The sequence below is a fragment of the Couchioplanes caeruleus genome (genome assembly GCF_003751945.1).
In the GTDB taxonomy this organism is placed as follows: Bacteria; Actinomycetota; Actinomycetes; order Mycobacteriales; family Micromonosporaceae; genus Actinoplanes; species Actinoplanes caeruleus.
The window spans coordinates 4656086-4681346 of the sequence record NZ_RJKL01000001.1 but is presented as its reverse complement, the minus strand read 5'-3'; the positions used below and the strand labels follow the sequence as shown (position 1 = coordinate 4681346).

Here is a 25261-nt window from a genome sequence, read left to right as displayed (position 1 = left end):
AGCCAAACGGTCATCTCAAGCTATAAGTCGGCAAACGGCCGGCTGGCACTGGGGTCCAGGCGGTTCCGATGACCAGCCGGGTTGATGCCGTCCCGCCGCGGCAGCACGACCGGCGGGCCGACGTGGCCCGGCAGGAGCTGACGGTCAGGCCGCGTCGCGCAGCAGTAGCCGCTGGGGTCGTGGAGGTGCCACCGAGACGCCGCCCAGCGCCTGCTCCAGCGCAGCGACGAAGGCGTCGGCCTGCGCCGCCGTCAGGATCAGCGGTGGCGCGAGCCGGATCACGCCAGGCCGGACGGCATCGACGAGGAAGCCGGCCGCGCGCAGCCGGTCCGTCACCGGCACGGCGACCGGCTCCGCCAGCACGATGCCCAGCAGCAGCCCGGCGCCGCGCACCCCGGCGACCAGCGGGTGCGCCAGCGCCTCGATGCCGCCGCGCAGCTGGCCGCCGACCCGCTTGACGTGATCGAGCAGGCCCTTGCCGGCGATGGTCCGGATCACGGCGAGCCCGGCCGCGTAGTCGACCGGATCGCCGCCGGACGCCGCCGCGGGGGCGGTCCGGTGGGTGAGCAGGTCCGCGGCCGGCCCGAACGCCAGGCAGGCCCCGAGCGGCAGGCCGCCGCCGGACCCCACGGCGAGGGTGACGACGTCCGGCTCGACGCCCTCGCTCTGATAGTGGAACCAGTACCCGGTCCGCCCGAGGCCGGTCCCCACCTCGTCGAGCACCAGCAACGCTCCCGCCGCCGTACAGATCTCCCGGGCCGCCGCGAGGTAGCCGGGCGGCGGCACGACCACACCGCTCCCGCCCTGGATCGGCTCCAGGACCACCGCCGCCGTGGCGCCGCCGACCGCAGCACGCAGCGCCTCGACATCCCCGAACGGCACCGGCGTGACATCGTCCGGCAGCGCCCGGGACGGGTCACCCTCCCCCGACCGGCCGGTCCGCGGCGGTGGGCCCGCCGCCGGACCGGTCAACGACCCGGCCGCCGTGACCACCTGGGAGCGTCCGGTGCGCCGGCAAGCCTCGACCGCCGTCTCGTTCGCCGCCGCGCCCGAGTCGGTGAACAGCACCCGCCCACGGCCGGTCAGGGCGAGCAACAACTCGGCCAGGAGCACGGCCGGCCCGGCCCCGCCGCGGCCGGCGGCGTGCCCGGGAGCGGCCGCCTGCGCGGACACCGCGGCCACGACTGCCGGGTGAGCATGGCCCAGGACGTTCGCCGCGGCGCCGCCGAGCAGGTCGAGGTAGTCGCGGCCGGCGTCGTCGGTCACGACCGCGCCGACGCCCTCGACCAGGCGCGGGCCGGGAGCGCCGCGGTCTCCCGCCGGCGTGCGCGGCCGGCACCCGGTCAGCGGTTCCCGGCTGCCGCCGTCATCCCGGAGTCTCATACCGGCCTCCGCGGATGCAGACCTGCGCCATGGCGGTCAGCAGCCGGGTCTCCTCGGTCCTGAGGTAGAAGTGCCCGCCGGGGAACACCCGGAGCCGGAAGGGACCGCGCGTGACGTCCGCCCACCCGCGCATCTGTTCCCGCCCGACCGCGGCGTCGCTCTCTCCGGCGTAGCCGAACACCGGGCAGTCGAGCGCGGGCCGTGGGCCGCCCCGATAGTCGTTGACCAACTCCAGGTCCGCGCGGATGGCCGGCAGCGCGAACTCCCGCAGTTCCAGGTCGGCGAAGACCTCGGTACGGCTCTCGTCCTGACGCACGATCGCCGCGATGATCTCGTCGTCGGTGGCGTCGAAGCGTGGCTGATCCACCAGCGCCTTCGGCGGCAGCCGCGCGGATACGCACAGCGCGACCGGCGGACGCCCCCGTTGGTGCAGGCGGACGGCCACCTCGTAGGCCACCGACGCGCCCATGCTGTGGCCGAACAGCACCAACCGGTGCCCGGCCTGCTCGTCGAGCGCATCGGCGACGTCGTCCGCGAGCGCCTCCAAACTGGACGGCGACGGCTCACCGATCCGGTCCTCCCGACCCGGGTACCGGACGGCGAGCACGCCGACGTCCGCCGGCAGACCCGCGGGCCAGGTGCGGTACGCGCTGGCCCAGCCGCCAGCGTGGGGAAAGCAGACGAGCTTCGTCGTACACCCTTCGCCATCACGGAAGCGACGTAACCACCGGTCTCGCACCCGAGTTCTCATCGAACACCCTCCTTTACACGCCCGCCGCGGAAGGCCGTGCGCGACCCGCCTAGCGGATGCCGCCCGCGGCTTGGGCGAACATGGACCGCTTGGTGCTCAGGCCGGCGCCCCGGGCGACGATCGAATCGGTGATCTCGCCGCTGCGCACGGCGATGTTGGACAGCAGCGAGGAGCTCAGGCCGTGCGTGTGCTCGGTGCCGCCTTGCAGGTAGATGCCGCTGGAGAGGTACGGCGTGGTGGCGATGCGGTAGTCGCGTTCCATCCGGAACCGGCCGGCCTCGTCGCGCAGGCAGTGCTGGTCGAGGTCGCGCAGCAGCTTGGTGGGTTCCATCGAGTGGTAGCCGGTCGCGCAGACGAGCGCGTCCACCTCGAGCTCGCGCGTCTCGCCGCCGGGGCCGACTCGCAGCGAGACGCGGGTCTCGGGGCCGGCGCGCTTGACGTCGACGACCCTTGTCAGATTGAGGAAGTGCAGCCGCTGGACGCCGCGCACCTCGTCGTCGTACGTCCTGCGGTAGAGGTCGCGGATCACCTCGTCGTCGACGACCGAGTAGTTCGTGTTGCGGTGGTACCGCCAGAACGCCTCGCGCGTCTGCTCGGAGCCGAAGTAGTAGTCGTCAACGGCTCCGGGGTCGAAAATCTGATTGGCGAAGGGGGTGTCGTCCGCGACGGAGTAGCCGTAGGACGGGATGATCGCCGAGACCTCGGCGTGCGGCAGTTGGTCGTACAGGAACCTGGTGATCTCTGCGGCGCTCTGACCCGCACCGACCACCGCGACCCGGCGCAGGCTCGCGGGGTCCATGCAGTGGAACTTGTGCAGGAACTCCGAGCTGTGCCAGACCCGCTCGTCGCTCTCGACCCCGTCGAGCATCCGCGGGACCAGGCCCGTCGAGATCACCACGTTCCGTGCCTCGACCACGCGGTCGACCTGGCCGGTGGCACCCGCCACCACGGTCAGCCGCAGCCGGTCCGGCGCCTCCCCGGTGGCGTCCTGCACCGGCTGGATCGAGGTCACCTCCGAGCCGTACGAGACATGTCCGGCCACCTGCGACTGCGCCCACTCCAGATACTGGTGGAACTCCTGACGGGTCGGGAAGAAGTCCTGGTTGTTGACGAACTGCGGGAGGCGCCCCGACGCGTGCAGGAAGGAGATGAAGCTGAAGCGCGAAGTCGGGTTACGGAAGGTCACCAGGTCCTTGAGGAAGGAGATCTGCATGGTCGTCGACGGCAGCAGCATGTTGCGGTGCCAGCCGAAACGGTGCTGACGCTCGAAGAAGTGACTGCTGAGCCCACTCTCCGACCCATCCAGCCCGCGCTCCTGCAGGGCGATAGCAAGCGCCAGGTTGGACGGGCCGAATCCGATGCCGACCACATCGTAGGTCTCGTTTTCACGATCAATCATGAATAATTTCTCCCGCCGGGATGGCCGCACGATGCGCTGTTCGCAGGTTGGCCGGCAATAGTGGCTTGCGAGGATCCCCGGCACGAAGTTGCCGGCCGGGGATCCCTCGCGTCAGTGAGCGAAATCTGGTACGGGGAGTAACGGAAGATTGACGGCGAGCGGCCTTGATGACCCTTCTCGCTGCTGGTTCGTCAACGGGTGCAGGACGACTCGGACACCACGGTCGCACCGCCGGCCGCGGCCCCCAGATTGACCACCGCCCGCACGGTGAGGGCTTTCTTGCCGGTCTTGGTGAGCGTCGTGGTCAGCGAGATCGAGGAACCGTCCGACTGGACCAGGGCGCCGCTCGCGGTCAGCGCGGCGCCGACCCAGCCGGGAGACGTCTGCGCACCGCGCTGTCCGGAGTCGTCGAAACGGTCCACGGTGAAGTACTTGTGCTGAGCGTCCCAGCCCCAGATGTACTCGGCCGAGGCGATCGGGGTGCCGTTCATGCTGTTCGTCTCCTGCCAGCGCATGAAGTTCCCGTTGAGGATGAACTTCGCGGTGGAGGTCGTGGCGAACGCCTTCTTGCTGCCGTCCGGGGCGGTGATCGACCCGGAGCAGTTCCAGGAGCCGATCAGCGAGCTCAACGGCTGCATCCCGGCGGCCGGAGCCACCCGTCGGGCCGACCCACCGAACGGCTCGGTGGCGTGGGCGACGGCGGGGCCGACCACCACGGCGGCGAGCAGCGCCACCCCTGCGACGGCCACTCCGGTAACCATGTTCTTCGATGTCATCTGCATTCCTTCTAGATTCGGCGGCATCGTGGATTCGATGTCGCTGTAGTTGTTCCGAATGAGCGGTCGCGAGCCGGGGCTCAGACGACCGCGCCGCCCTTGGTCCGCCGGCGCAGGGCAGGCCTGCTCGACTGGGCGAGGTTTTCCCGGCGCTCCGACAGGCCGGCGATGGTGCGCGCGGCGAACAGCGTGCGGATGGAGACCTCCAGCTTCAGTTCCGCGCGGATCAGCCCGACCAGCCTGATCGCCCGCAGCGAGTTGCCGCCGAGGTCGAAGAAGTCCTCGTCGATGCCGACTCGGCCCAGCTCGAGCACCTCGGCGAAGAGCTTCGCCAGCACCTGCTCGGTACGGTTGCGCGGCGCCCGGTACCGCCCGTCGGGAAGCTTGGGCTCCGGCAGCCTGGACCGGTCCACGCGCCCGCCGGCCGTGACCGGCAGCCGGTCAAGCACCACGAACGCCGAGGGCAGCAGCGACTCCTGCACCCGAGCGGCGGCGAACCGGCTCAGCTCCTCGTGGGAAAGCTCGGCGCGGGGGTCGGGGGCACCCGCGTCGGCGGCGCCGCTGCCCGGCACCGGGACCACGTACGCCACCAGGCGCTGCTGCCCGGCGCCGTCTTCTCGGACGACCACCAGTGACTGCGCCAGCCTGGGGTGCGCGGACAGCGCCTCTTCGACGTGGCCCGTGTCGACCTCGACCCCGCGGATCCGCGGCCGGGCACCGGCGCGGCCTACATACTCCAGCCGGCCGTCGGCACCCCACCGCACGCGGTCCCCGGTGCGGTACATGACCGCACCGGCCGGGCCGAACGGACAGGCGACGAACCGCTGCGCGGTGTGCAAGGGCAGCCCGGCATAGCCGCGCGCGACGGCGGGCCCGGCCACGTATAGCTCGCCGGCCACGCCGGCCGGGACCGGCGCCAGCCCCGGACCCAGCACGTAGCGGGCGGTGCCGTCGGTCAGCCCACCGGCCGCGGCGTCGGGCGCCTGCTCGTCGGCGGCCCAGCCGCGAGCCGGGATGAGCGCGGTCGTGTCCACCGGGCCGTGTCCGTTGACGATCGACAGCCCCGGGCAGGCCTCACGGATGCGTTGCAGCGCGGCCCGGGGCACCTGGTCGGCCCCGGTCCACACCTCACTCAACCCCACCAGGGCGTCGGGGCGCTGCGCCGCCACGGCCGACAGCACACCGGCGGGGAGCCAAGCCAGGGAGATCCGGTGGTCGGCCCGCAGTGCGACGAGCGCGTCGCCGTCCAGTTCCTCCTGCGCAGCCACGACGACCTGGCCGCCGCGCAGCAGCGGCAGCCACAGTTCGAGGGCGAGCGCGTCGCCGGCTGCAGAGGTGTGCCACAGCACGGTGCCGGGGCCCTCCTGCGGCCAGTGCCGATCCAGGACGTACCGCGCCAGGTTCCGGTGGGTGACCACGACGCCCGTGATGGCATCGGCCGGATCGCAGCCGTACGTGACGGCGAGCGCGTTGCCGGGATGCAGCGGGGCCGGCTCGCCGGTGTCGCCGGTGTTGTCCAGCCGCAGGTCTTCGTACACGATCGCCGGCAGCTGCGCGTCTGCCGGCAGCTGCGCGGCCGTCGCGATCTCGACCAACAGCGCCTGCGCGCCGGCCGCCCTCGCCCGGGTCTCGATCTTCTCCGCCGGCAGGCCGGGGTCGATCGGGAGGTAGGCCCCGCCCGCCTTAACCACGCCCAGCAGCGCGACGGCCAGGTCTACGGACCGAGGCATCGCCACCGCCACGACCGTCTCCGGCCCGATGCGCCTGCGGCGCAGCGCCGCGGCCAGGCGGCTGGACCGCTCGTCGAGTGCCCGGTAGGAGATCGCCGAGTCGCCGGACACGATCGCGACGGCCGCGGGGTCCCGGGCCACCTGCTGGGCGAACAGCTCCGGGATCGTCGAGCCTGGCGCGAGCGTGCGGTCCGGCGTCGCCAGCAGCCGGGCCCGCTCGGCGCCGCCGAGCACGTCCAACGCGCCGATCGGCCGTCCGGCGTCCGCCACCACGGCCCGGACGTACGCGATCAGGTCCTCGCCGATCAGGCGCAGCTGCGCCCGGGAGTACAGGCTCGCGGGCGCGTCGAGGCGGATGAACAGGTCGCTGTCGGCGGTTCCGTCGGTGTAGACGCCGATCGAGAGCTCGTTGAAGCTGCCGGTCGTCGCCCCGGAGTAGCGCGCCGGGTGGCCGCCGAAGTGCAGCTGGTCGACGAACTCGATGACGTTCACGACGGCGCCGAAGCTCCCGCGCTCGCTGGGAGCCGTTCCACTCGCGCGCTGGATCTCCGAGTAGTGGCAGAGGGTGTGCCCGGCGACCTCGAAGGTCTCGTCGACGATCGCGTCGGCCAGCTCGGCGACGGTCGCGCCGAGCGGGACTCGGATCCGTACCGGCACCACGTTCACGGCCAGGCCGGGGGTCGTGCCGGCCGCCCCGGCCCGGTTGCCGGTGGCCAGGGAGAGCAGAAACTCCGGGAGATCACAGCGGTGCCGCAGGAACGCCGCCGTGGCCGTGGTCAGCATCGTCGACATCCACACGCCCATCGACGCCGCGGCCGCGGTCCAGGCGTCGGCCTCCGCCCGCGGGACGGTCAGCGTCCGGGCGGACATACCGATCGCACCGGCCACCTCGGCCCAGCGGTCCGCGTCGCTCATCGGCGCGGTGAGTTCGTCGTGCATCGCCTCCGGGACGACGACCTGGGGAATCTGCGCCGCCGGGAGCGCTTCCTTCAGGTAGTCGCGCCAGAACTCGATGTCCTCGCCGGACTTCTCCGAGGCGAGGTACTGCGTCGACATGGCCGCGAACGACCCGACGTCCCAGGAGTGCGGCAGCTGCGCAACATCTTGCCCCTGCACGAGTGCCGTGTACACCTCGGCGAGGCGCCGCGAGAGCAGGCCGCCGGCGCCGAAGCCGTCCGCGATGACGTGGTGGTAGGCGATCACCAGCAGCGACCGGTCAGCGGCGAGCTTGACCGTGCCCAGCCGAAACAGCAGGTCCCGCGCCAGGTCGAACGGCCGGCGCACCAGGTCGGTCAGGGCCTCCCGAGCGGCCTGCTCGGGATCCGGAGCGTCGCTGAGGTCGAGGAAGAACGGCCGCCAGTCCCCCAGCTCCCGGGGCACCAGCCGCAGCCCCTCCCCTTCGTCGACGAAATTGACGCGCAGGACCTCCGCCTCGTCTAGCACGCGCAGGAATGCGGACTCCATGGCCGCCGCGTCCAGCTCACCGGCCACGTCCCACATGGTCAGCGCGTGGTTCAGCGTGTCGGACGCCATTCCGTCCGCCAGCCACAGTCCTTTATGTGCGGGAGACGCATCGAAAGAGCGCACACAGATCACCCCTCAGCAACAGCGCGGGAATTAAAGAAATTCGCCAGTCACTTCCCATTTTCCGGGATGTGAATCGGCTATACAAGGCATCTTGCGAGCGAGCGGTTAAAAGCTCGCGGCGAACCTACACTCGTCCCGCCGGCGGGACGAGCCGCCGGCGCTGAATGAACCCAGAATCCGCGAATTCTATTGCGAATCGCGGGCGCTTATGGAGGAGACGATATGTCCGGCGACCATTCGCGGCGACGGGTGCCGCAGCGCCAGGTTGGGCCTGAGTTTGAGCCCGGTAGACGTGGTGAGGCGTTTACTGAGCTCCATGGAGAGCATCGAGTCGAACCCGATTTCCTTGAACCTCTGATCCGGATTGATGGCCGCGCCGGAGGGCTGCCCCAGGACGACGGCGACCTTGTCGAGCACGTGCGCCAGGACGAGCGCTGTCGCATCTTCCTCGGGGAGGGTGCCGATCCGGTCGCGGAGGGGAGCCTGGGGCTCGTCGTCCGCGGGAGGCTCCGCCGTCGGCACGTCCGGCACGGCCGCGTGGCGGGTGGAGTTCACCCAGTACCGCCGCCGCTGGAACGCGTACGTCGGAAGGTCCACCCGGCGACTCGATGAGAAGAGGGCGGTCCAGTCCACCGACCCGCCCCGCACGTACAGCTGGGCGAGGGAACCGGCCAGGGCCTCGACTTCCCCCCGGTCGCGACGGGTCGAGGACAGGACCAGGGCGTCGTCGCGGTCCTCCACGATCTCCAGCACCGGAACGGTCAGCACCGGATGCGGGCTCATTTCGATGAAGACGCGGAACCCGTCCTCGACCGAACGCCGGACCGCGGGTTCGAAGAGCACCTCCTCGCGCAAGTTGTCGTACCAGTACTTCGCGTTCATTTCCGCGGTGTCAATCCGGTCGCCGTACAGCGTCGAGTAGAGCGTGGTCCGCGAGGTGACCGGCGCGACATCGGCGAGTGCACCGACCACCTCGTCGCGCACCCGGGTCACCTGATGGGAATGGGAGGCGTAGTCGACAGAGATTCTTCGTGCCTGAAATTCGTCGGCCTTCATCGCAGCGATGAATTCGTCGAGCGCGGCCGGCTCGCCGGACACCACCACCGAGCGGGGGCCGTTGACGACCGCTACGCTCACCCTGTCCCGCCACGGGGCCAGCCGCTGTGCCACGACATCCGCGGGAGCCGCGACCGAGCCCATCCCGCCGTGGCCGATCAGGGCCACCAGCGCCTGGCTGCGGAGCGCCACGATCTTGGTGGCGTCCCGCAGCGACAGAGCGCCGCAGACATGGGCCGCCGCTATCTCGCCTTGACTGTGCCCGACCACCGCCGCCGGTTCGACGCCCAGCGACCGCCACAGCGCGGCCATGGCGACCATCACGGAGAAGAGCGCCGGCTGCACCACGTCCACCCGGTCCAACGTGGGCGCCCCGGCGACGCCCCGCAGGACGTCCAGCAACGACCAGTCCACCCACTCGGCCATCGCCGCCGCGCACTCGTCGAAGGCCTGCGCGAACGCCGGGAAGGCCTCGTACATCTGCCGACCCATGCCGACCCACTGCGAGCCCTGACCGGGGAACACGAAGACGACACCACCTGGGTTCCCGGCGACGCCGCGGACCGCACCGGGAAAGTCCGCACCGTCGCGCAGCGCCGCCAAGGCTCCCAGCAACTCGTCCCGGTCGCGGCCCAGCGCCACCGCTCGGTGGTCGAACCGCGTGCGGTGGGCGACCAGCGACGAGGCGATGCCGGCAATGTCCGCGCCCGGATCGGCGGCGACGAAGTCGTGCAGCCTGCCGGCCTGCTGCGCCAGGGCGGCCTCGCTCTTGCCCGACACCACCCACGGCACCAGTCCGCCAAGTACGCCGACGTCCGCGTCATGGGTGCCCGGCTCCGGGTCCGGAGCCTCCTCCAGGATCACGTGGGCGTTGGTGCCGCTGACGCCGAACGACGACACCGCGGCCCGCCGCGGCCCGTCCGCCCGGCTCCACTCACGCCCCTCGACGAGCAGTTCCACCGCGCCGGACGACCAGTCCACGTGCCCCGAGGGCGCACCGACGTGCAGCGTCTTCGGCAGGTGCCGGTGGCGCATGGCCAGCACGGCCTTGATGACACCGGCAACGCCGGCCGCGGCCTGAGCGTGGCCGATGTTGGACTTCAGCGAACCGAGCCAGAGCGGCCGGTCTGCCGACCGATCCCGCCCGTACGTGGCGAGCAGCGCGCCGGCCTCGATGGGGTCGCCCAGCACGGTTCCGGTCCCGTGGGCTTCCAGCAGGTCCACCTCGGCCGCGGGCACTCCCGCACTGGCCAGGGCCTTCCGGATCACCTTCTCCTGTGCGCGTCCGTTGGGAGCGGTCAACCCGTTGCTGGCCCCGTCCTGATTCACCGCGGAACCGCGCAGCACGGCCAGCACCGGGTGGCCGTTGCGGCGGGCGTCGGAGAGCCGCTCCAGCAGCAGCACGCCCACCCCCTCGGCCCAGCCCGTCCCGTCGGCCCCGTCCGCGAAGGACTTGCACCGGCCGTCGGCTGCCAGCCCGCGCTGCCGGGAGAACTCCACGAAGATCTCGGGCGTCGACATCACCAGCGCCCCACCGGCCAGCGCAAGCGAGCACTCCCCCGCGCGCAGCGACTGCGCCGCCAGGTGCAGCGCCACCAGCGACGACGAGCACGCCGTGTCGACCGACACCGCCGGGCCGGTCAGACCGAGCTCGTACGCCACCCGTCCGGAGGCGACGCTCAGCGTGCTGCCCTGCAGCAGGTAGCCCTCCAGGTCGCCCTTCGGGGCCTCCAGGAAGCGTGACCCGTACTCGGACGAGCTCACCCCGGTAAAGACGCCGACCTCGGCCCCGCGTACCTCGCCGGGCACGATGCCCGCCCGCTCGAACGCCTCCCAAGACGTCTCCAGCAGCAGGCGCTGCTGCGGATCGACGGCCAGCGCCTCGCGCGGGCTGATACCGAAGAATTCGGCGTCGAAGCCGGCCACGTCGGTGAGGAACCCGCCATGGCGCACGTACGAGCTGCCGGCGGTGTCGGGGTCCGGGTGATAGATGTCGTGCCAGCCGCGGTCCTCGGGGAACTCGGCCACGACGTCCCGGCCGTCGCGGATCACCTCCCACAGTTCCTCGGGCGACGACACGCCGCCCGGATAGCGGCAGGCCATCGCCACCACCGCGATCGGCTCGGCGCGGCCGGCCTTGAGCGCGTCGTTCTCCTGCCGGAGGCGGTCGCGCTCCTCCAGCAGCGCGCGAAGTGCCCGCTGGACGCGGTCCCCGCCGGCGGCGCCGCGGTCCGTGGTGTCGCTCATGTCAGTTGCCCCTCTCGTCCAGAGCCAGCTCGAGGAGCGCCTCCAGGTCCATGTCGGCCAATTCCTCCAGATCGGTGTCGGCCGCGGCCTCTCCGCCAGCCTCCGGCCGGTCCGGCTCGGCGCAGGCCAGGATGCGTTCGAGAACGCCCGCGCTGCGCAGGCGGTCGATCGAGACCGTCCGCAGCACCTCACGGATCGCCACGTCCTCGGCCGTGCCGGGTTCCGGGGCCGGGCGCAGCAGGTCGTGGATGTGCCGGCCCAACTCGTCCGGGGTCGGGTAGCTGAAGACGAGGGTCGAAGCCAAGCGCAGCCCGGTCGCGGCCGACAGGCGGTTGCACAGCTCGACCGAGGTGAGGGAGTCGAAGCCGAGCACGGTGAACGCTTGATCGGCGTCGATGACAGCGCCGGCCGGATACCCGAGCACGACGGCGACCTGCTCGCAGACCCAGTCCCGCACGGCCGCTTGCGCCTCGTCCGCGGCCAGGCCGGCCAGCCGGTCGAGCAGCCCGGGTGCGCCGCCGTCCTGAGCCGCACGGGCGCCGTTGCGCGCCGGCCGGCCGGCGCCGACGAGCTCGCGCAGCAGCAGCGGCACTTCGCCGGCGGGCCTGCCGCGCAGCGCGACCGTGTCGATCCGCGCCGGGACGAGCACCGGCTTGCCGAGCGTGCGGGCCTCGTCGAAGAGGGCCAGCGCCCGGGGCGTCGGCAGCGGGGCGACGCCCATCCGCCGCAGCCGGGAGAGGTCCGCCTGGTCCAGGTTTTCGGTCATGCCGCTGCTCTGCTCCCACCAGCCCCAACACAGCGAGGTGGCGACCAGGCCGGCAGCCCGGCGGGACGCCGCCAGGCCGTCCAGGAAGCCGTTGGCCGCGGCGTAGTTGGCCTGCCCCGCGGTGCCCAGCGTGCCCGCCAGGGCGGAGAACTGGACGAACGCCGACAGGGCCCGGTCCTTAGTCAACTCGTGCAGGTGCACCGCACCGTCGACCTTGGCGCGCAGCACCCGGTCGAAGCTCTCGCCGGTCAGCGACTCGACGGTGCCGTCCGCCAGCACGCCCGCCGCGTGCACGACCGCCGTCAGCGGGTACCGGCCGGGCAGGCCGGTCAGCAGGTCCGCCACGGCGTCCCGGTCGGCGACGTCGCACGCCACTATCCGGACCTGCGCACCCGCGCCTTCCAGGTCCGCGACGAGCTCGGCCGCCCCGTCGGCCGCCGGGCCCCGGCGGCTCGACAGCAGCAGGCTGCGCACGCCGTGTTCGGCGACGAGGTGCCGCGCCACGAGGGAGCCCACTCCCCCAGTGCCGCCGGTGACCAGCACGGTGCCGCCGCCGAGGCCGTCGCCGACCTCGAGGACGAGCTTGCCGACGTGACGGCCCTGGCTCATCTCGCGGAACGTCCTGCGCGCGTCGCGGACGTCGCGCACGGCGACCGGGTTCAGCCGTACCCGACCGTCGGCGAAGAGCTTCATGACCTCGACGAACATGTCCCGGATCGCGTCCGGGCCCGCCTCGTAGAGGTCGAAGGCCGCGTAGTCGACGCCGGGCTGCGCGGCCGCCACCTGGCGGGGATCCCGGATGTCGGTCTTGCCCATCTCGATGAAGTTGCCGCCCCGGGGAAGCAGCCGCAGCGAGGCGTCGACGAAGTCGTGGGCGAGGGAGTTCAGGACGACGTCCATCCCCCGGCCGTCCGTCGCGTCCGCGAACTTCTGCGCGAAGTGGAGATCGCGCGACGAGGCCAGGTGCTTGTCGTCGAGTCCCAGGCCGCGCAGCGTGGGCCACTTGGCCGGGCTCGCGGTGGCATAGACCTCCGCGCCGACGTGCCGGGCCAACTGAACCGCGGCCATGCCGACGCCGCCGGCGCCGGCGTGGATAAGGATGCGCTGCCCCTTGGCGAGCTTGGTGACGTGGAAGAGCGCGTAGTAGGCGGTGAGGAAGACGCTGGGCACCGATGCCGCCTCGGCGAAGGTCCATCCGTCGGGGACGGCGGTGAGCAGGCGGTGATCCGCCACGGCCACCCGGCCGAACGCCCCGGGGAAGATCCCCAGCACCCGGTCGCCCGGCGCGAAACCGGTCACGTCGTCGGCCACTTCCAGCACGACCCCGGCGCCCTCGCTGCCGAGCCCGGCGTCGAAGGCGGTCCGCTCCACCAGCCCTAGGGCGATGGTGACGTCCCGGAAGTTCAGGCCGGCGGCCTGCACGGCGATCCGGACCTCGCCGCTGTTCAGGGGTGCCAGCACCTCGGGGCACGGTTGCCAGGTCAGGTTCTCCAGCGTTCCCGCGTTCGAGACACCCAGCCGGTGCGCACCCTGCGGCGGCGACTCGAGCTGGTGGTCCGCGGGTGTTGCCGGCGCCAGGCGGGGCACGAGGTGCCCGCCGCCGCGCAGCGCCAGCTGCTCCTCGCCGCCGGCAAGCACGGCCGGGAAGCAGGCCCAGGACGCCGCGTCGTCGTCGATGTCCACGATCCGGAACCGGCCCGGGTGCTCCGTCTGGGCGGACCGGATCAGGCCCCACACCGACGCGCCGGGCAGGCTGTCGACGCCCTCTGCGACGTCGGTGTCGACGGCCCGCCGGGTGAGCGCCACCAGCGTGGAACCGGCCAGCCGCTCCTCAGTGAGCAGGCGCCGGATCACGGCGTGCACGCTCTTGTTCGCGCCGGCCACCCGCGCCGGCAGATCGGTGCCGCCCGCGAGGTCGTCCACGCAGACTACGAGGTGCTCGGGGGCGCCGGTCTCGAGGGCCGCCTCGACGGACTCGTGCACGGCGACGTCTTCGCCGCCGGCCTCGCGCAGCCGGGCGGCCAGGCCGTCGCGGGCGCCCAGGATTGCCCACCGTCCGCGGTAGGGTTCCCGCTCGCCCGGCTGGGCCGGGCGCCACCGCAGCTCGAACAACGACTGCTCGGGGCCGCCGGGAACCAAGCGCACCTGCTCGGCGTTGACCGGCCGGAACGTCAGCGCATCGACGGAGGCCACCTCGCGGCCGAGCTCATCGGCGATGACCACCGAGAAGACCCCTTCGGCGACCGGGGTGAGCCGGACCCGGACGGTCGGCCCGCAGGCCTCGGCGAGCCGCACCCCGGACCAGGCGAACGGCATCCAGCCCTGCTCGCCTTGCACCTCGATGGCGCGGCCGGCCACCAGCGCGTGCAGCACGGTGTCCAGCAACGCCGGGTGCAGCCCGAATCCGCCGCCGGTCGAGGTCGACGCGACGTCCGGCAGCGTGGCGCCGGCGAACAGCTCGGCACCGTCCTGCCACACCTCGCGGAGCCCGCGGAAGGCCGGACCGTAATCGAACCCGCCCTCCGCGAGGGAGTCGTACAGGCCGTGCAGCGGCAGCGGCGTCGCCCCGACCGGCGGCCACTGCGCGGCGAAACCGGTGGCCGGCGGCGGGGCGGCCGGCGCCAGGCGCCCGATCGCGTGGCGGGTCCAGCCCGCCGCCGTGTCGTCGCCGTGACGCGAGTACACCGTCAGGGCGCGGCGTCCGGTCTCGTCGGGCGCGCCGGCGACGATGCGCACCTGCACGTCCGCCGCCTCGGGAAGGATCAGCGGAACCTCCAGGGAGAGCTCCTCGACCGCGGCGCACCGGAGCCGGTCGCCGACCCACAGCGCCAGGTCCAGGTACGCCGTCGCCGGGACGACGACCCTGCCGTACACCATGTGGTCGGCGAGCCACTCGTGGCTGCGCACGGACCAGCGGGCGCAGAACATCACCTCGTCGCTGCCGGGGTGCTCGACCACGGCGCCGAGCAGCGGGTGGTCCGGCGCCGCCAGGCCCGCCGTCGCCACGTCCGCCGGCCCCGTCCCGGCCAGGAAGTCCAGCCAGTACCGCTGACGCTGGAACGCGTACGTCGGCAGGTCCACCCGCCGGCGCGGCCCGAAGTACGCCTCCCAGTCCACGAGCCCGCCGTGCACGTGCAGCCGCGCCAGCGCGTCGGTCAGCGCCTCAGCCGCCGGGCGACCCCGGCGCGCCGCTGACAACACCAGCGCGTCGGTCACGCCGGCGCCAGCGAAGGCGTCCTTGGTGATGCTCGCCAGCGTCGATCCCGGGCCCACCTCGAAGAAGACCACAGCGCCGGCGGCGCGGGCGCACTCCACCGCGTCGAAGAAGCGCACGGGCTCGCGCACGTGGTTCACCCAGTGCTCGACGGAGGTCAGCTCCGCGAGCGTGGCCTCCCGGCCGAGCCGGGTGGAGACGATCGGGATCGCCATCGTGCCCGGGGCAAGCTCGTGCAGCGCGTCGGCGAACTCCTCCAGGATCGGGTCCATGAGCGACGAGTGGAACGCGTGGCCGACGTCGAGCAGCTTTGTCGACAGGCCGTCGGTGACGAGCCGGTCCCGCAGGTCGTGGACCTGGTCGCGGGGGCCCGCAACCACCACCGAGTCCGGGCCGTTGACGGCTGCGACGCCGACGCGGTCATGCCGGTCGAGCAGCGCGCCGACCTTGTCCTCGCCGGCGCGCACCGCCAGCATGGCGCCGCGCTCGCGGACCGTCTGCATGATCCGCCCCCGGGCGGCCACCAGCCGGGTGGCGTCGTCCAGGTCAAGGACGCCGGACACGTGCGCGGCGGCGATCTCGCCGACCGAGTGGCCGATCAGGTAGCTGGGTCGCGGACCGTACCGCGTGATCAGCTTGTACAGGCCGACCTGCAAGGCGAACAGGGCCGGCTGCGCGATGTCCGTCCGATCGAGATCGGCGGGCTCCTCGGCGAGCAGCAGGGGCTTGAGGGCGAAGGGCAGGTGCGCGTCGAATCGGGTGCAGATCTCGTCCAGGTCCCGCGCAAAGTCCGGATAGGCCGCGCACAGCTCCCGCGCCACCCCGGCCCATCGCGACCCCTGGCCGGGGAAGAGGTATGCCACGCCGCCGGGCTCCTCGACGGTGCCGCGCACGACGCCGGCGGTCTCCACGCCGTCGATCAGCGAGGCCAGGCCGCTCAGCAGCTCGTCCCGGCTGCGGCCGAGGACGGCGGCGCGGTGCTCGAACTGCGTGCGCGTCGACACCAGCGAATGCCCGATGTCGGCGACGTCGGCCACCGGCGAACCAGCAACATAGTCACGCAGCCGCACCGCCTGCGCCCGCAACGCCGACCCCGAACGCGCCGACAACACCCACGGCACCACACCACCGGCCACCGCCTGACCAGCCACAGCAACCGGCTCCTCGCCCGGCGCCTCCTCCACGATCACATGCGCATTCGTCCCACTGGCCCCGAAGGCCGACACACCGGCACGCCGCGGCCGACCCCCAACACCCGCCCACGCCCGCGCCTCGGTCAGCAACTCCACCGACCCCGCCGACCAATCCACATGCGACGACGGCCGATCCACATGCAACGTCCGCGGCAACACCCCGTGCCGCAACGCCATCACCATCTTGATCACACCAGCGACACCCGCCGCCGCCTGCGTATGACCGATATTCGACTTCAACGACCCCAACCACAACGGAGCCCCGGACTCTCGACCCTGCCCATACGTGGCCAGCAACGCCTGCGCCTCGATCGGATCACCCAACCGGGTCCCCGTCCCATGCGCCTCCACCACATCCACATCAGCGGCCCGCAACCCCGCATCCGCCAACGCCGCCCGAATCACCCGCTGCTGCGCCAGCCCGCTAGGGGCGGTCAAACCATTCGACGCCCCATCCTGATTAACCGCCGAACCCCGCAACACCGCCCAAACCCGCCGACCATGACGCCGCGCATCCGACAACCGCTCAAGAACCAGAACCCCAGCACCCTCCGAAAACCCCGTACCGTCCGCCGCATCCGCGAACGCCTTACAACGCCCGTCCACCGACAGACCCCGCTGGCGTGCGAACTCCCGGTACACCTGCGGCGTCGCCGTGACCGTGACGCCGCCGGCCAGGGCCAGATCGCATTCGCCCTGCCGCAGCGAGCGCATCGCCTGGTGCACCGTCACCAGCGACGACGAGCACGCCGTGTCGGTCGACACCGCCGGACCCTCCAGGCCCAGCGCGTACGAGACCCGGCCCGAGGCGATGCTGGCCAGGGAACCGATCTGCGCGTACCCCGAGATGACCTCGGGGGTGGCGAAGTGGTTGCCGTACCCGAAGTAGGCGAGGCCGGCGAAGACGCCGGTGCGGCTACCGCGCAGGCTGCGCGGGTCGATGCCGGCGCGTTCCAGGGACTCCCACGAGATCTCCAGGAGCAACCGCTGCTGGGGGTCGGCGGCGAGCGCCTCGCGCGGGTTGATGCCGAAGAACTCGGCGTCGAAGTCGCCCGCGTCGGGCAGGAAGCCGCCCGTGCGCGTATAGCAGGTGCCTGGCCGGTCGGGATCCGGGTCGTACAGGCTTTCCAGATCCCAGTTGCGGTCGGTCGGGAAGTCGGACATGACGTCCGCGCCCGCGTGCACCAGTTCCCAGAGCGCCTCCGGCGTCACCGCGCCGCCCGGGTACCGGCAGGCGACGCCCACCACCGCGATCGGCTCGCCGGCGGCCTCGGTGAGCTCGCGCAGCCGCTTGCGGGTCTCCATCAGCTCGATCGATGTGCGCTTGAGATAGTCCAGGACATCGGCGTTGTTGTCGTTGGTCATCGTTCTTCCCTTGCGAGCTCTTGGTCCAGCAGCGAGAGGAGCTCTCCCGCCGAGGCCGAACTGATCCGATCGACGATGCCGGCCGGCGGTGTCGCGGCGGCCGTCGCGGCGACCCGTCCGCGCAGCTCACCCAGCAGGGCGGAGATGGTCGCCTGCTCCTCGGGCGCAAGCTCGCGACAGGCGTCGTCGAGCCGGCTGCCCAGTGCCGCGATCTCCTTCGTCAGCCGGTCGAGCGCGGATCCGGCGCCGGCGTCCGGGGTGATCTGGGTAAGCAGGAACTTCGTCAGCGCCCGTGGGTTCGGATGGTCGAAGACCATCGTGGCGGGCAGCTTCCGGCCGAGGATCGCCGACAGCTTGTTCCGCAGCTCCAGCGCGGTGAGCGAGTCGATGCCCAGTTCCTTGAAGGTCGCGCCGGCGCCGGTCGTGCTGGCGTCGGGGTGGCCCAGGACGATCGCTGTCTGCGTCCGGACGGCGGCCAGCAACGCCGCCTCCGCCTCGGCCGGCGGCAGCGACCTGAGTCGCGGCGTTAGTCCTGCCTCGGGAGATTCCTGGGTCGCCGGGCCGGCGTCCCCGGCAGGCGTGGCGAGCAGGCCGCGCAGCAGCGGCGAGGTCAGCCGGCCGGCGCCGGGTGTGCCGGGACCCGGCAGCTGCAGGCGCGCGGGCACCAGCACAGCCTGGTCGCGGCCGAGTGCCGCGTCGAAGAGCGCGAGCCCCTCGCTCGAGGCCAGCGGGAGTACGCCCTGCCGGCGCAGGCGGTTCACGTCCGCGTCGCCGAGGCCGGCGACCAGCTCGCTGCGCTGCGCCCAGAACCCCCAGCACAGCGAGTGGGCGGGCAGCCCCTCGGCCCGGCGGGACTGCGCCAGGCCGTTGAGGAAGGCGTTGGCCGCCGCGTAGTTGGCCTGCCCGGCCGTACCAAGCACGCCGGCGACCGACGAGAAGAGCACGAACGCGGACAGGTCCAGATGCTTGGTCAGCTCGTGCAGATGCCAGGCACCGCGCACCTTCGGCGCCAGTACCGCATCGACCCGCTCCTCGGTCAGCGCCTCGACGACACCATCGTCCAGGACGCCCGCGCAGTGGACCACCGCCCGCAGCGGGTGCTCGGGCGGCACCGCCGCGATCAGCCCGGCGACGGACTCGCGGTCGGTGATGTCGCAGGCCACCACCTCGATCTGTGCCCCCGCCCGGGTCAGCTCCTCCCGCAGGCCGGCCGCGGCGGGCGCACCCGGCCCCCGGCGGCTGGTCAGCAGCAGCCGGCTCACTCCGTGCCGCCGGACCAGGTGCCGGGCCAGCATCGCACCGAGCCCGCTGGTGCCTCCGGTGATCAGCACGGTCCCGTGCCCGAGGGCGGGACCGTGCGTTTCGGACGGCGCGTCCGCGGGGACCAGGCGCGGCGTGCTCACGAGGCCGGACCGGATCCGGATCTGTGCCTCGCCGGTCTCGGCCGCGGACGGGACGCAGGCCCACGAGGCGGCCTCGTCGTCGGTGTCCACGAGCGTGATCCGGCCCGGGTTCTCGGTCTGCACGCTGCGCATGAATCCCCAGATGGCGGCCGCGACGAGGTCGGGGCGCACGTCCGGGTCGCCGGGGAAGGCGTCGCGCGTCACGACGACCAGCCGGGACTCAGCACACCGGTCGTCGGCGAGCCAGTCCCGGGTCCACCGGAGCACCCGGTGGAGATGGTGTTCGACGGCGGCCGGAGTGTCGGCGGCCGCGTCGACCATGCGGCCGACCGGGATGATGACGACGGGCGGCACACCGGTACCGGAGGCGGCGAGTCTCCCGAAGCCGGCGAGGGTCGCCTCTGACGGCTCCAGCACCACGTGGCGCCCGGCCGAGGGCTCGGCGGGAACGGGGCCGGGCACCCAGTCCACCTGGAACAGCAGGGTGGGCTGGTGGTCCGGCACGGGCGCGGCGGCGGTGTCGTACGGCGTGTCCAGCCAGTAGCGCTGCCGCTGGAAGGCGTAGGTCGGCAGCTCGACCCACCGGCCGTCCCGGCCGGGGAACGCCGTGCTCCAGGAGACCGGCAGGCCCGCCACGAAGGCCTCGGCCACCGACCGGAGCAGGCGCTCGAGCCCGCCTTCGTCGCGGCGCAGCGTGCCGACGACCGTGGCGGTGGCGTCCACGCCGTCCAGGGTCTGTTCCATGCCGAGCGTCAGGACCGGGTGGGCGGACGCCTCGACGAAGAAGCGGAAGCCGTCCCCGGCGAGGGCGCGGGTCGCCTCGTCGAAGCGGACCGTGTGCCGCAGGTTGGCATACCAGTAGTCGGCGTCCAGTCGGGTGGTGTCCAGCCAGTCGGCCGTGACGGTCGAGAAGAACGGGATCGCGGACGGTCGCGGGGTGAGTCCCGCCAGCACCCGGGCCAGCTCGTCGCGGATGTCCTCCACGTGCGCGGAGTGCGAGGCGTAGTCCACCGGAACGCGGCGGGCCCGCACCCCATCGGCCTCGCACGCGGCCAGCAGCGCTTCCAGGGCGGCACCGTCGCCGGCAACCACCACCGACGCGGGCCCGTTGACAGCGGCGATCGCCAGCCCCGGCGTCAGGCGCGTCCGCACCTCGTCCGCCGGCAGGGCGACCGACACCATTCCCCCGCGGCCCGACAGCGCCAGGACCGCCTTCGACCGCAGCGCGACCACCCTCGCCCCGTCCTGCAGGCTCAGCGCGCCGGCGACGCAGGCGGCGGCGATTTCGCCCTGCGAGTGGCCGACCACGGCCGCGGGCTCGACCCCGTACGAGCGCCACGCCTCGGCCAGCGACACCATCACGGCCCAGAGCACCGGCTGCACGACGTCCACCCGCTCCAACGCCTCGGCGTCGCCGAGGACGTCGAAGAGCGACCATTCGACGTACGGCGCCAGCGCGTCGGCGCACTCGCGCATGCGCCGGGCGAAGGCGGGAGAAGCGGCGCACAGCTCGCGCCCCATGCCCACCCATTGCGAGCCCTGGCCCGGGAAGACGAACGCGATCCGGCCGCCCGGCGTCGCGGTTCCGGTCACCGTCGTGGACGGGCCGCTCTCGTCGGCCGCGGCGGCCGCGGTGAGCCCGGCGAGCAGGCCAGCGCGGTCGGCACCCAGGATGACGGCGCGGTGCTCGAACTGCGTGCGCGTCGACACCAGCGAATGCCCGATGTCGGCGACGTCGGCCACCGGCGAACCAGCAACATAGTCACGCAGCCGCACCGCCTGCGCCCGCAACGCCGACCCCGAACGCGCCGACAACACCCACGGCACCACACCACCGGCCACCGCCTGACCAGCCACAGCAACCGGCTCCTCGCCCGGCGCCTCCTCCACGATCACATGCGCATTCGTCCCACTGATCCCGAAGGCCGACACACCGGCACGCCGCGGCCGACCCCCAACACCCGCCCACGCCCGCGCCTCGGTCAGCAACTCCACCGACCCCGCCGACCAATCCACATGCGACGACGGCCGATCCACATGCAACGTCCGCGGCAACACCCCGTGCCGCAACGCCATCACCATCTTGATCACACCAGCGACACCCGCCGCCGCCTGCGTATGACCGATATTCGACTTCAACGACCCCAACCACAACGGAGCCCCGGACTCTCGACCCTGCCCATACGTGGCCAGCAACGCCTGCGCCTCGATCGGATCACCCAACCGGGTCCCCGTCCCATGCGCCTCCACCACATCCACATCAGCGGCCCGCAACCCCGCATCCGCCAACGCCGCCCGAATCACCCGCTGCTGCGCCAGCCCGCTAGGGGCGGTCAAACCATTCGACGCCCCATCCTGATTAACCGCCGAACCCCGCAACACCGCCCAAACCCGCCGACCATGACGCCGCGCATCCGACAACCGCTCAAGAACCAGAACCCCAGCACCCTCCGAAAACCCCGTACCGTCCGCCGCATCCGCGAACGCCTTACAACGCCCGTCCACCGACAGACCCCGCTGGCGGCCGAGTTCGACGAGCACACCCGGCGTCGGCATCGCGGACACCCCGCCGGCCAGGGCCAGGGTGCACTCGCCCGCGCGCAGGGACCGCACGGCCTGGTGGATGGCGGCGAGCGACGACGAGCACGCCGTGTCGATCGACACCGCCGGACCCTCCAGGCCGAGCACGTACGCCACCCGGCCGGAGGCCACGCTGGTGTAGGTGCCGGTGAGGGCGTATCCCTCGACCTCGGCGGCCGCGCCGCCACCCATCCGCGGGCCGTAGTCGACGGCGTAGAGGCCGGTGAAGACGCCGGTGTTCGTGCCACGCAGCCCGGCCGGGTCGATGCCGGCCCGTTCCAGCGCCTCCCACGAGGTCTCCAGCATCAACCGCTGCTGCGGGTCCATCGCCCGCGCCTCGCGCGGGCTGATTCCGAAGAACGGCGCGTCGAAGTCGGCGAGGTCGGGCAGGAAGCCGCCGGAGCGCGGGTAGGTCGTCGCGGCCGGACCGCGCTCCGGGCCGGAATGCGCCGCCAGGTCCCACCCGCGGTCCAGCGGGAGGTCGCTCATGGCGTCCACGCCGCCGGACACGATGCCCCACAGGTCTTCGGGGGAGGCGACGCCGCCCGGGAAGCGGCATCCCACGCCCACGATCGCGATGGGTTCGCGAGCGGACTCCTCCAACTCCCGAACCCGGTCGCGCAGGCCCTGCGCGTCGCTTACGGCACGGCGCAAGTAGGACCGGAGCTTGTCGAGATCCTCCACCAGGTCTCCCCCATAACTGTGACGAACAAGAACGAATGTGGCTACACGTATCCGCGGTCGATCAGCGCGTACAACTCGTCGTCGGCGCGGTCACCGAGGCTCGGCGCCTCGACCGGGGCATCGGGCTCCGGCGGCTCGAGGAGGGCGAAGACGTGTCGCGCGAGCGCCTGCGGGGTGGGGTAGGTGAACGCGACAGTGGCGGGGAGCCGCACCCCGGTCACCGCGGCGAGCCGGTTGCGCAGCCCCACCGCCAGCGACGAGTCAAGCCCCAGATCCTTGAAGGTGTCGGCCGACCTCGCCTCGAGGGCGACCTCCGTCACCCCCGCGTCCTTCGCGCTCAGCATCGCCGCCGTTTCCGCGCACACCAGGCGCAGGACGGACGATTCCGTCGTGAAGGCCGGCCCGTTGCCCGGCGCGGAACCGCGCGTGGTGCCGGCGTCCTCGGCCGCGGTCAACCAGTACCGCTTCCGCTGGAAGGGGTAGGTCGGCAGGGTGATCCGGCGCGGCTGTAGGCCGCGCAGCGTCGCGGTCCAGTCGACGGGCAGGCCGCGCACGGACAGCTCGGCCAGGCCGGCGAGTACCTTGTCCAACCCGCCGTCGTCCCGGTTGAGCGTGCTCACCACCACGGGCGAGGCGGCCAGCGCGTCGGCGGTCTCCGCCATCGGCACCTGGAGCACCGGCCGGGGGCTGACCTCCACGAAGACGGCGCCGGCCTCGGCCATCAGATGTTCGACGACCTCGGCGAAACGCACCGGCGAGCGCATGTTGGCGTACCAGTGCGCGCTGTCGAGCCCGCGAGTGTCGAAGAGCCCGCCGGTAACCGTGGAATAGAACCTGACCGCCGACTCCCTTGAGGTGACGCCCGCGATCTGCGCGAGCAGCGGTTCCCGCAGCGGCTCCAGGTAGTGGGAGTGGCCGGCCAGGTCGACCTTGACGCGCCGGACCCGGATGCCCTCGCCGGCAGCCAGCGCGGCGAACTCGTCCAGCGCCGGCTCATCCCCGGAGATCACCACCGACGCCGGCCCGTTCTGCGCGGCGACCGTCAGCCGCCCCGGCCATCGCGCCAACCGGTCCCGCACCCAGTCCAGGGGTGCGGACACCGCGCTCATCCCGCCGCTGCCCGACAGCCCGGCCAGTACCTTGCTGCGCACCGCGACAATCCGCGCGGCGTCGGCGAGCGAGATCGCGCCCGCTGCGTACGCCGCGGCGATTTCACCCTGCGAGTGCCCCACCACGGCGTCGGGCACCACGCCGAGCGAACGCCACAGTCGCGCCAGCGACACCATCATCGCGAACAGTGCCGGCTGGACGACGTCCGTCCGGTCCAGCGACGCGGCCGACTCGGCGCCGGTCACCACGTCTACCAGCGACCAGTCCAGCAACGGCCCGAAGGCCTGCGCGCAGTCGTCGATGGCGCGGGCGAAGACCTCGGACTCCGCGTAGAGCTGCCGTCCCATGCCCAGCCACTGCGAGCCCTGGCCGGGGAAGACGAAGACGATCGGGCCCACCGGCCCGGCAGCCACCCCGCGCACCGCCTGCGCCGAACTCTGCCCCGTCGCGATCAGGTCGAGGCCGTCCAGCGCCGCCGCGCGCCCGTCGCTCAGCACGACCGCCCGGTGCTCGAACAGGGTCCGCGTCGAGGTCAGGGAGTGTGCCACGTCGGCCGGCGAGAGCGACGGGTCCGCGGCGACGAACTCCCGCAGCCGGGCGGCCTGCGCCTGCAGTGCCTGCGCCGACCGTGCCGAGAGCACCCACGGCAGCGTCCTCGGAACCTCCGCGGCGGCCAGGGCCTCGTCCGCCCGGGGCGCGGGGGCCTCTTCCAGGATCACGTGCGCGGTGGTGCCGCCCATGCCGAACGCCGACACGCCGGCCCGCCGGGGCCGGCCGGGCGAGCCCGGCCAGGGCCGGGCGACGCGGAGGACCTCGAAGTCGCGCGGGAAGTCGGCGATCGCGGTGTTCGGCGAATCGAAGTTCAGGCTCGGGACCAGGCGGGCCCGGTCCACGCAGAGCGCCGCCTTCACGAAGCCGGCGATGCCCGCGGCCGGCTCCAAGTGCCCGACGTTGGTCTTCACCGACCCGATCGTCAGCCGGCGGCTGCGGCCGGTCTTCTCGAAGACCTCGCGCAGGCCGGCTATCTCCGCCGGGTCGCCCAGCCGGGTACCGGTGCCGTGGGCCTCGACGTAGTCGACGTCTTCGAAGGCAATGCCCCCGCGGCGCAGCGCGGCCAGCGTCGCCGCGGCCTGTCCGCCGGGGCTCGGGTCCGGCATGCGGCTGGAGGCTCCGCCGCTGCTGACTCCCCAGCCACGAACCACCGCGTAGATGTGGTCACCGTCGGCGACGGCGAGGTCGAGTCGCTTCAGGACGACGAACGCCCCGCCCTCGCCCCGGACGAAGCCGTTGGCCCGGTCGTCGAAGGTGAAGCAGCGGCCGTCGGGCGACAGCGCGCCGAGATTGGCCAGGGCGAGGCCCGCCTCCGGATCGGTGATCAGGTGTACGCCGCCGGCGATCGCCACGTCGACCGCGCCGCTGCGGATCCGGTCGCACGTCAGCGCCAGCGACACGAGCGAGGAGGACTGGCCGGAGTCCGCGCAGAAGCTCATGCCGCGAACGTCGAAGAGGCTCGAGATCCGGTTCGCGATCAGGGCACCGCTCGACCCGAGCGCAGCGTAGTGGTCGTCCCGGTCGCTGCCGGAGAGCTTGCGCAGCAGGTCGTACCCGGAGGGCGCGGTGCTGACCACGACATCGATCTCGCGGCCCGCGAGCGCTGCCGCCGGGAGGCGGGCGTCCTCGACGGCCTCCCAGGCAAGTTCGAGCCCCAGCCGCTGCGTGGGGTCCATGGCCGCCGCCTCCGCGGCGCCCACGCCGAAGAATGCCGCGTCGAATCCGTCGATGGATTCGAGGAACGACCCCGTCTGAACGGTGGCGGCGTCCGGGTGCGGCGAGGCGTTCGCACCGGTGTCGCGGTGCGCGGGGAATTGTCCGACGGTCGACTCGCCGTCAACGAGCAGGCGCCAGAACTCCGTCAAGTTGTGCACACCAGGAAAGCGGCACGACATCCCGACGACCGCGATATCGGCTTCTGCCCTATCCATGTGAGATTCCTCCCGTGCCTCGGCATGCGACCCAG

At 72.5% G+C, this 25261-nt stretch carries 8 protein-coding genes and 1 pseudogene; all 9 read right to left on the bottom strand.

What is annotated here, in order from left to right; genetic code table 11:
• Positions 1 to 144 precede the first annotated feature (144 nt).
• Positions 145 to 1383, bottom strand: coding sequence for an aminotransferase class III-fold pyridoxal phosphate-dependent enzyme (locus EDD30_RS20760; RefSeq protein WP_123678410.1), 1239 nt, complete (start codon positions 1381 to 1383; stop codon positions 145 to 147).
• Positions 1367 to 2134 carry a thioesterase II family protein gene (locus tag EDD30_RS20755; protein ID WP_123678409.1) on the bottom strand — a complete coding sequence of 256 codons (768 nt, stop codon included), beginning with the start codon at positions 2132 to 2134 and terminating at the stop codon, positions 1367 to 1369. Before EDD30_RS20755 ends, EDD30_RS20760 begins: the two co-directional genes overlap by 17 nt.
• 49 nt (positions 2135 to 2183) lie before the next feature.
• Positions 2184 to 3533, bottom strand: coding sequence for a lysine N(6)-hydroxylase/L-ornithine N(5)-oxygenase family protein (locus tag EDD30_RS20750; protein WP_123678408.1), 1350 nt, complete (start codon positions 3531 to 3533; stop codon positions 2184 to 2186).
• A 191-nt stretch (positions 3534 to 3724) separates the two neighbouring features.
• Positions 3725 to 4309 (bottom strand): DUF1579 family protein, encoded by a 585-nt coding sequence (locus EDD30_RS20745; protein ID WP_170208277.1) that lies wholly within the window; start codon positions 4307 to 4309, stop codon positions 3725 to 3727.
• A gap of 80 nt (positions 4310 to 4389) precedes the next feature.
• Complete coding sequence (locus EDD30_RS20740; protein WP_244945339.1) at positions 4390 to 7626, bottom strand: AMP-binding protein; 3237 nt, start codon at positions 7624 to 7626, stop codon at positions 4390 to 4392.
• A gap of 186 nt (positions 7627 to 7812) precedes the next feature.
• Positions 7813 to 10827: pseudogene (locus EDD30_RS20735) on the bottom strand (type I polyketide synthase); the annotation flags it as partial.
• A gap of 103 nt (positions 10828 to 10930) precedes the next feature.
• Positions 10931 to 17467: a type I polyketide synthase gene (locus EDD30_RS20730; protein WP_123678404.1), complete on the bottom strand. Its 6537-nt coding sequence runs from the start codon at positions 17465 to 17467 to the stop codon at positions 10931 to 10933.
• Positions 17464 to 22185, bottom strand: coding sequence for a type I polyketide synthase (locus EDD30_RS20725; RefSeq protein WP_483400374.1), 4722 nt, complete (start codon positions 22183 to 22185; stop codon positions 17464 to 17466). The genes EDD30_RS20730 and EDD30_RS20725 overlap by 4 nt, the downstream gene beginning before the upstream one ends.
• Positions 22176 to 25226, bottom strand: coding sequence for a type I polyketide synthase (locus EDD30_RS20720; RefSeq protein WP_123678402.1), 3051 nt, complete (start codon positions 25224 to 25226; stop codon positions 22176 to 22178). The genes EDD30_RS20725 and EDD30_RS20720 overlap by 10 nt, the downstream gene beginning before the upstream one ends.
• Positions 25227 to 25261 lie beyond the last annotated feature (35 nt).

Bases quoted from the DNA above. Each gene is read 5' to 3' on its own strand.
- EDD30_RS20720 (WP_123678402.1), bottom strand. From the start codon at position 25,226: ATGGATAGGGCAGAAGCCGATATCGCGGTCGTCGGGATGTCGTGCCGC.
- EDD30_RS20760 (WP_123678410.1), bottom strand. From the start codon at position 1,383: ATGAGACTCCGGGATGACGGCGGCAGCCGGGAACCGCTGACCGGGTGC.
- EDD30_RS20755 (WP_123678409.1), bottom strand. From the start codon at position 2,134: ATGAGAACTCGGGTGCGAGACCGGTGGTTACGTCGCTTCCGTGATGGC.
- EDD30_RS20745 (WP_170208277.1), bottom strand. From the start codon at position 4,309: ATGACATCGAAGAACATGGTTACCGGAGTGGCCGTCGCAGGGGTGGCG.
- EDD30_RS20750 (WP_123678408.1), bottom strand. From the start codon at position 3,533: ATGATTGATCGTGAAAACGAGACCTACGATGTGGTCGGCATCGGATTC.
- EDD30_RS20730 (WP_123678404.1), bottom strand. From the start codon at position 17,467: ATGACCAACGACAACAACGCCGATGTCCTGGACTATCTCAAGCGCACA.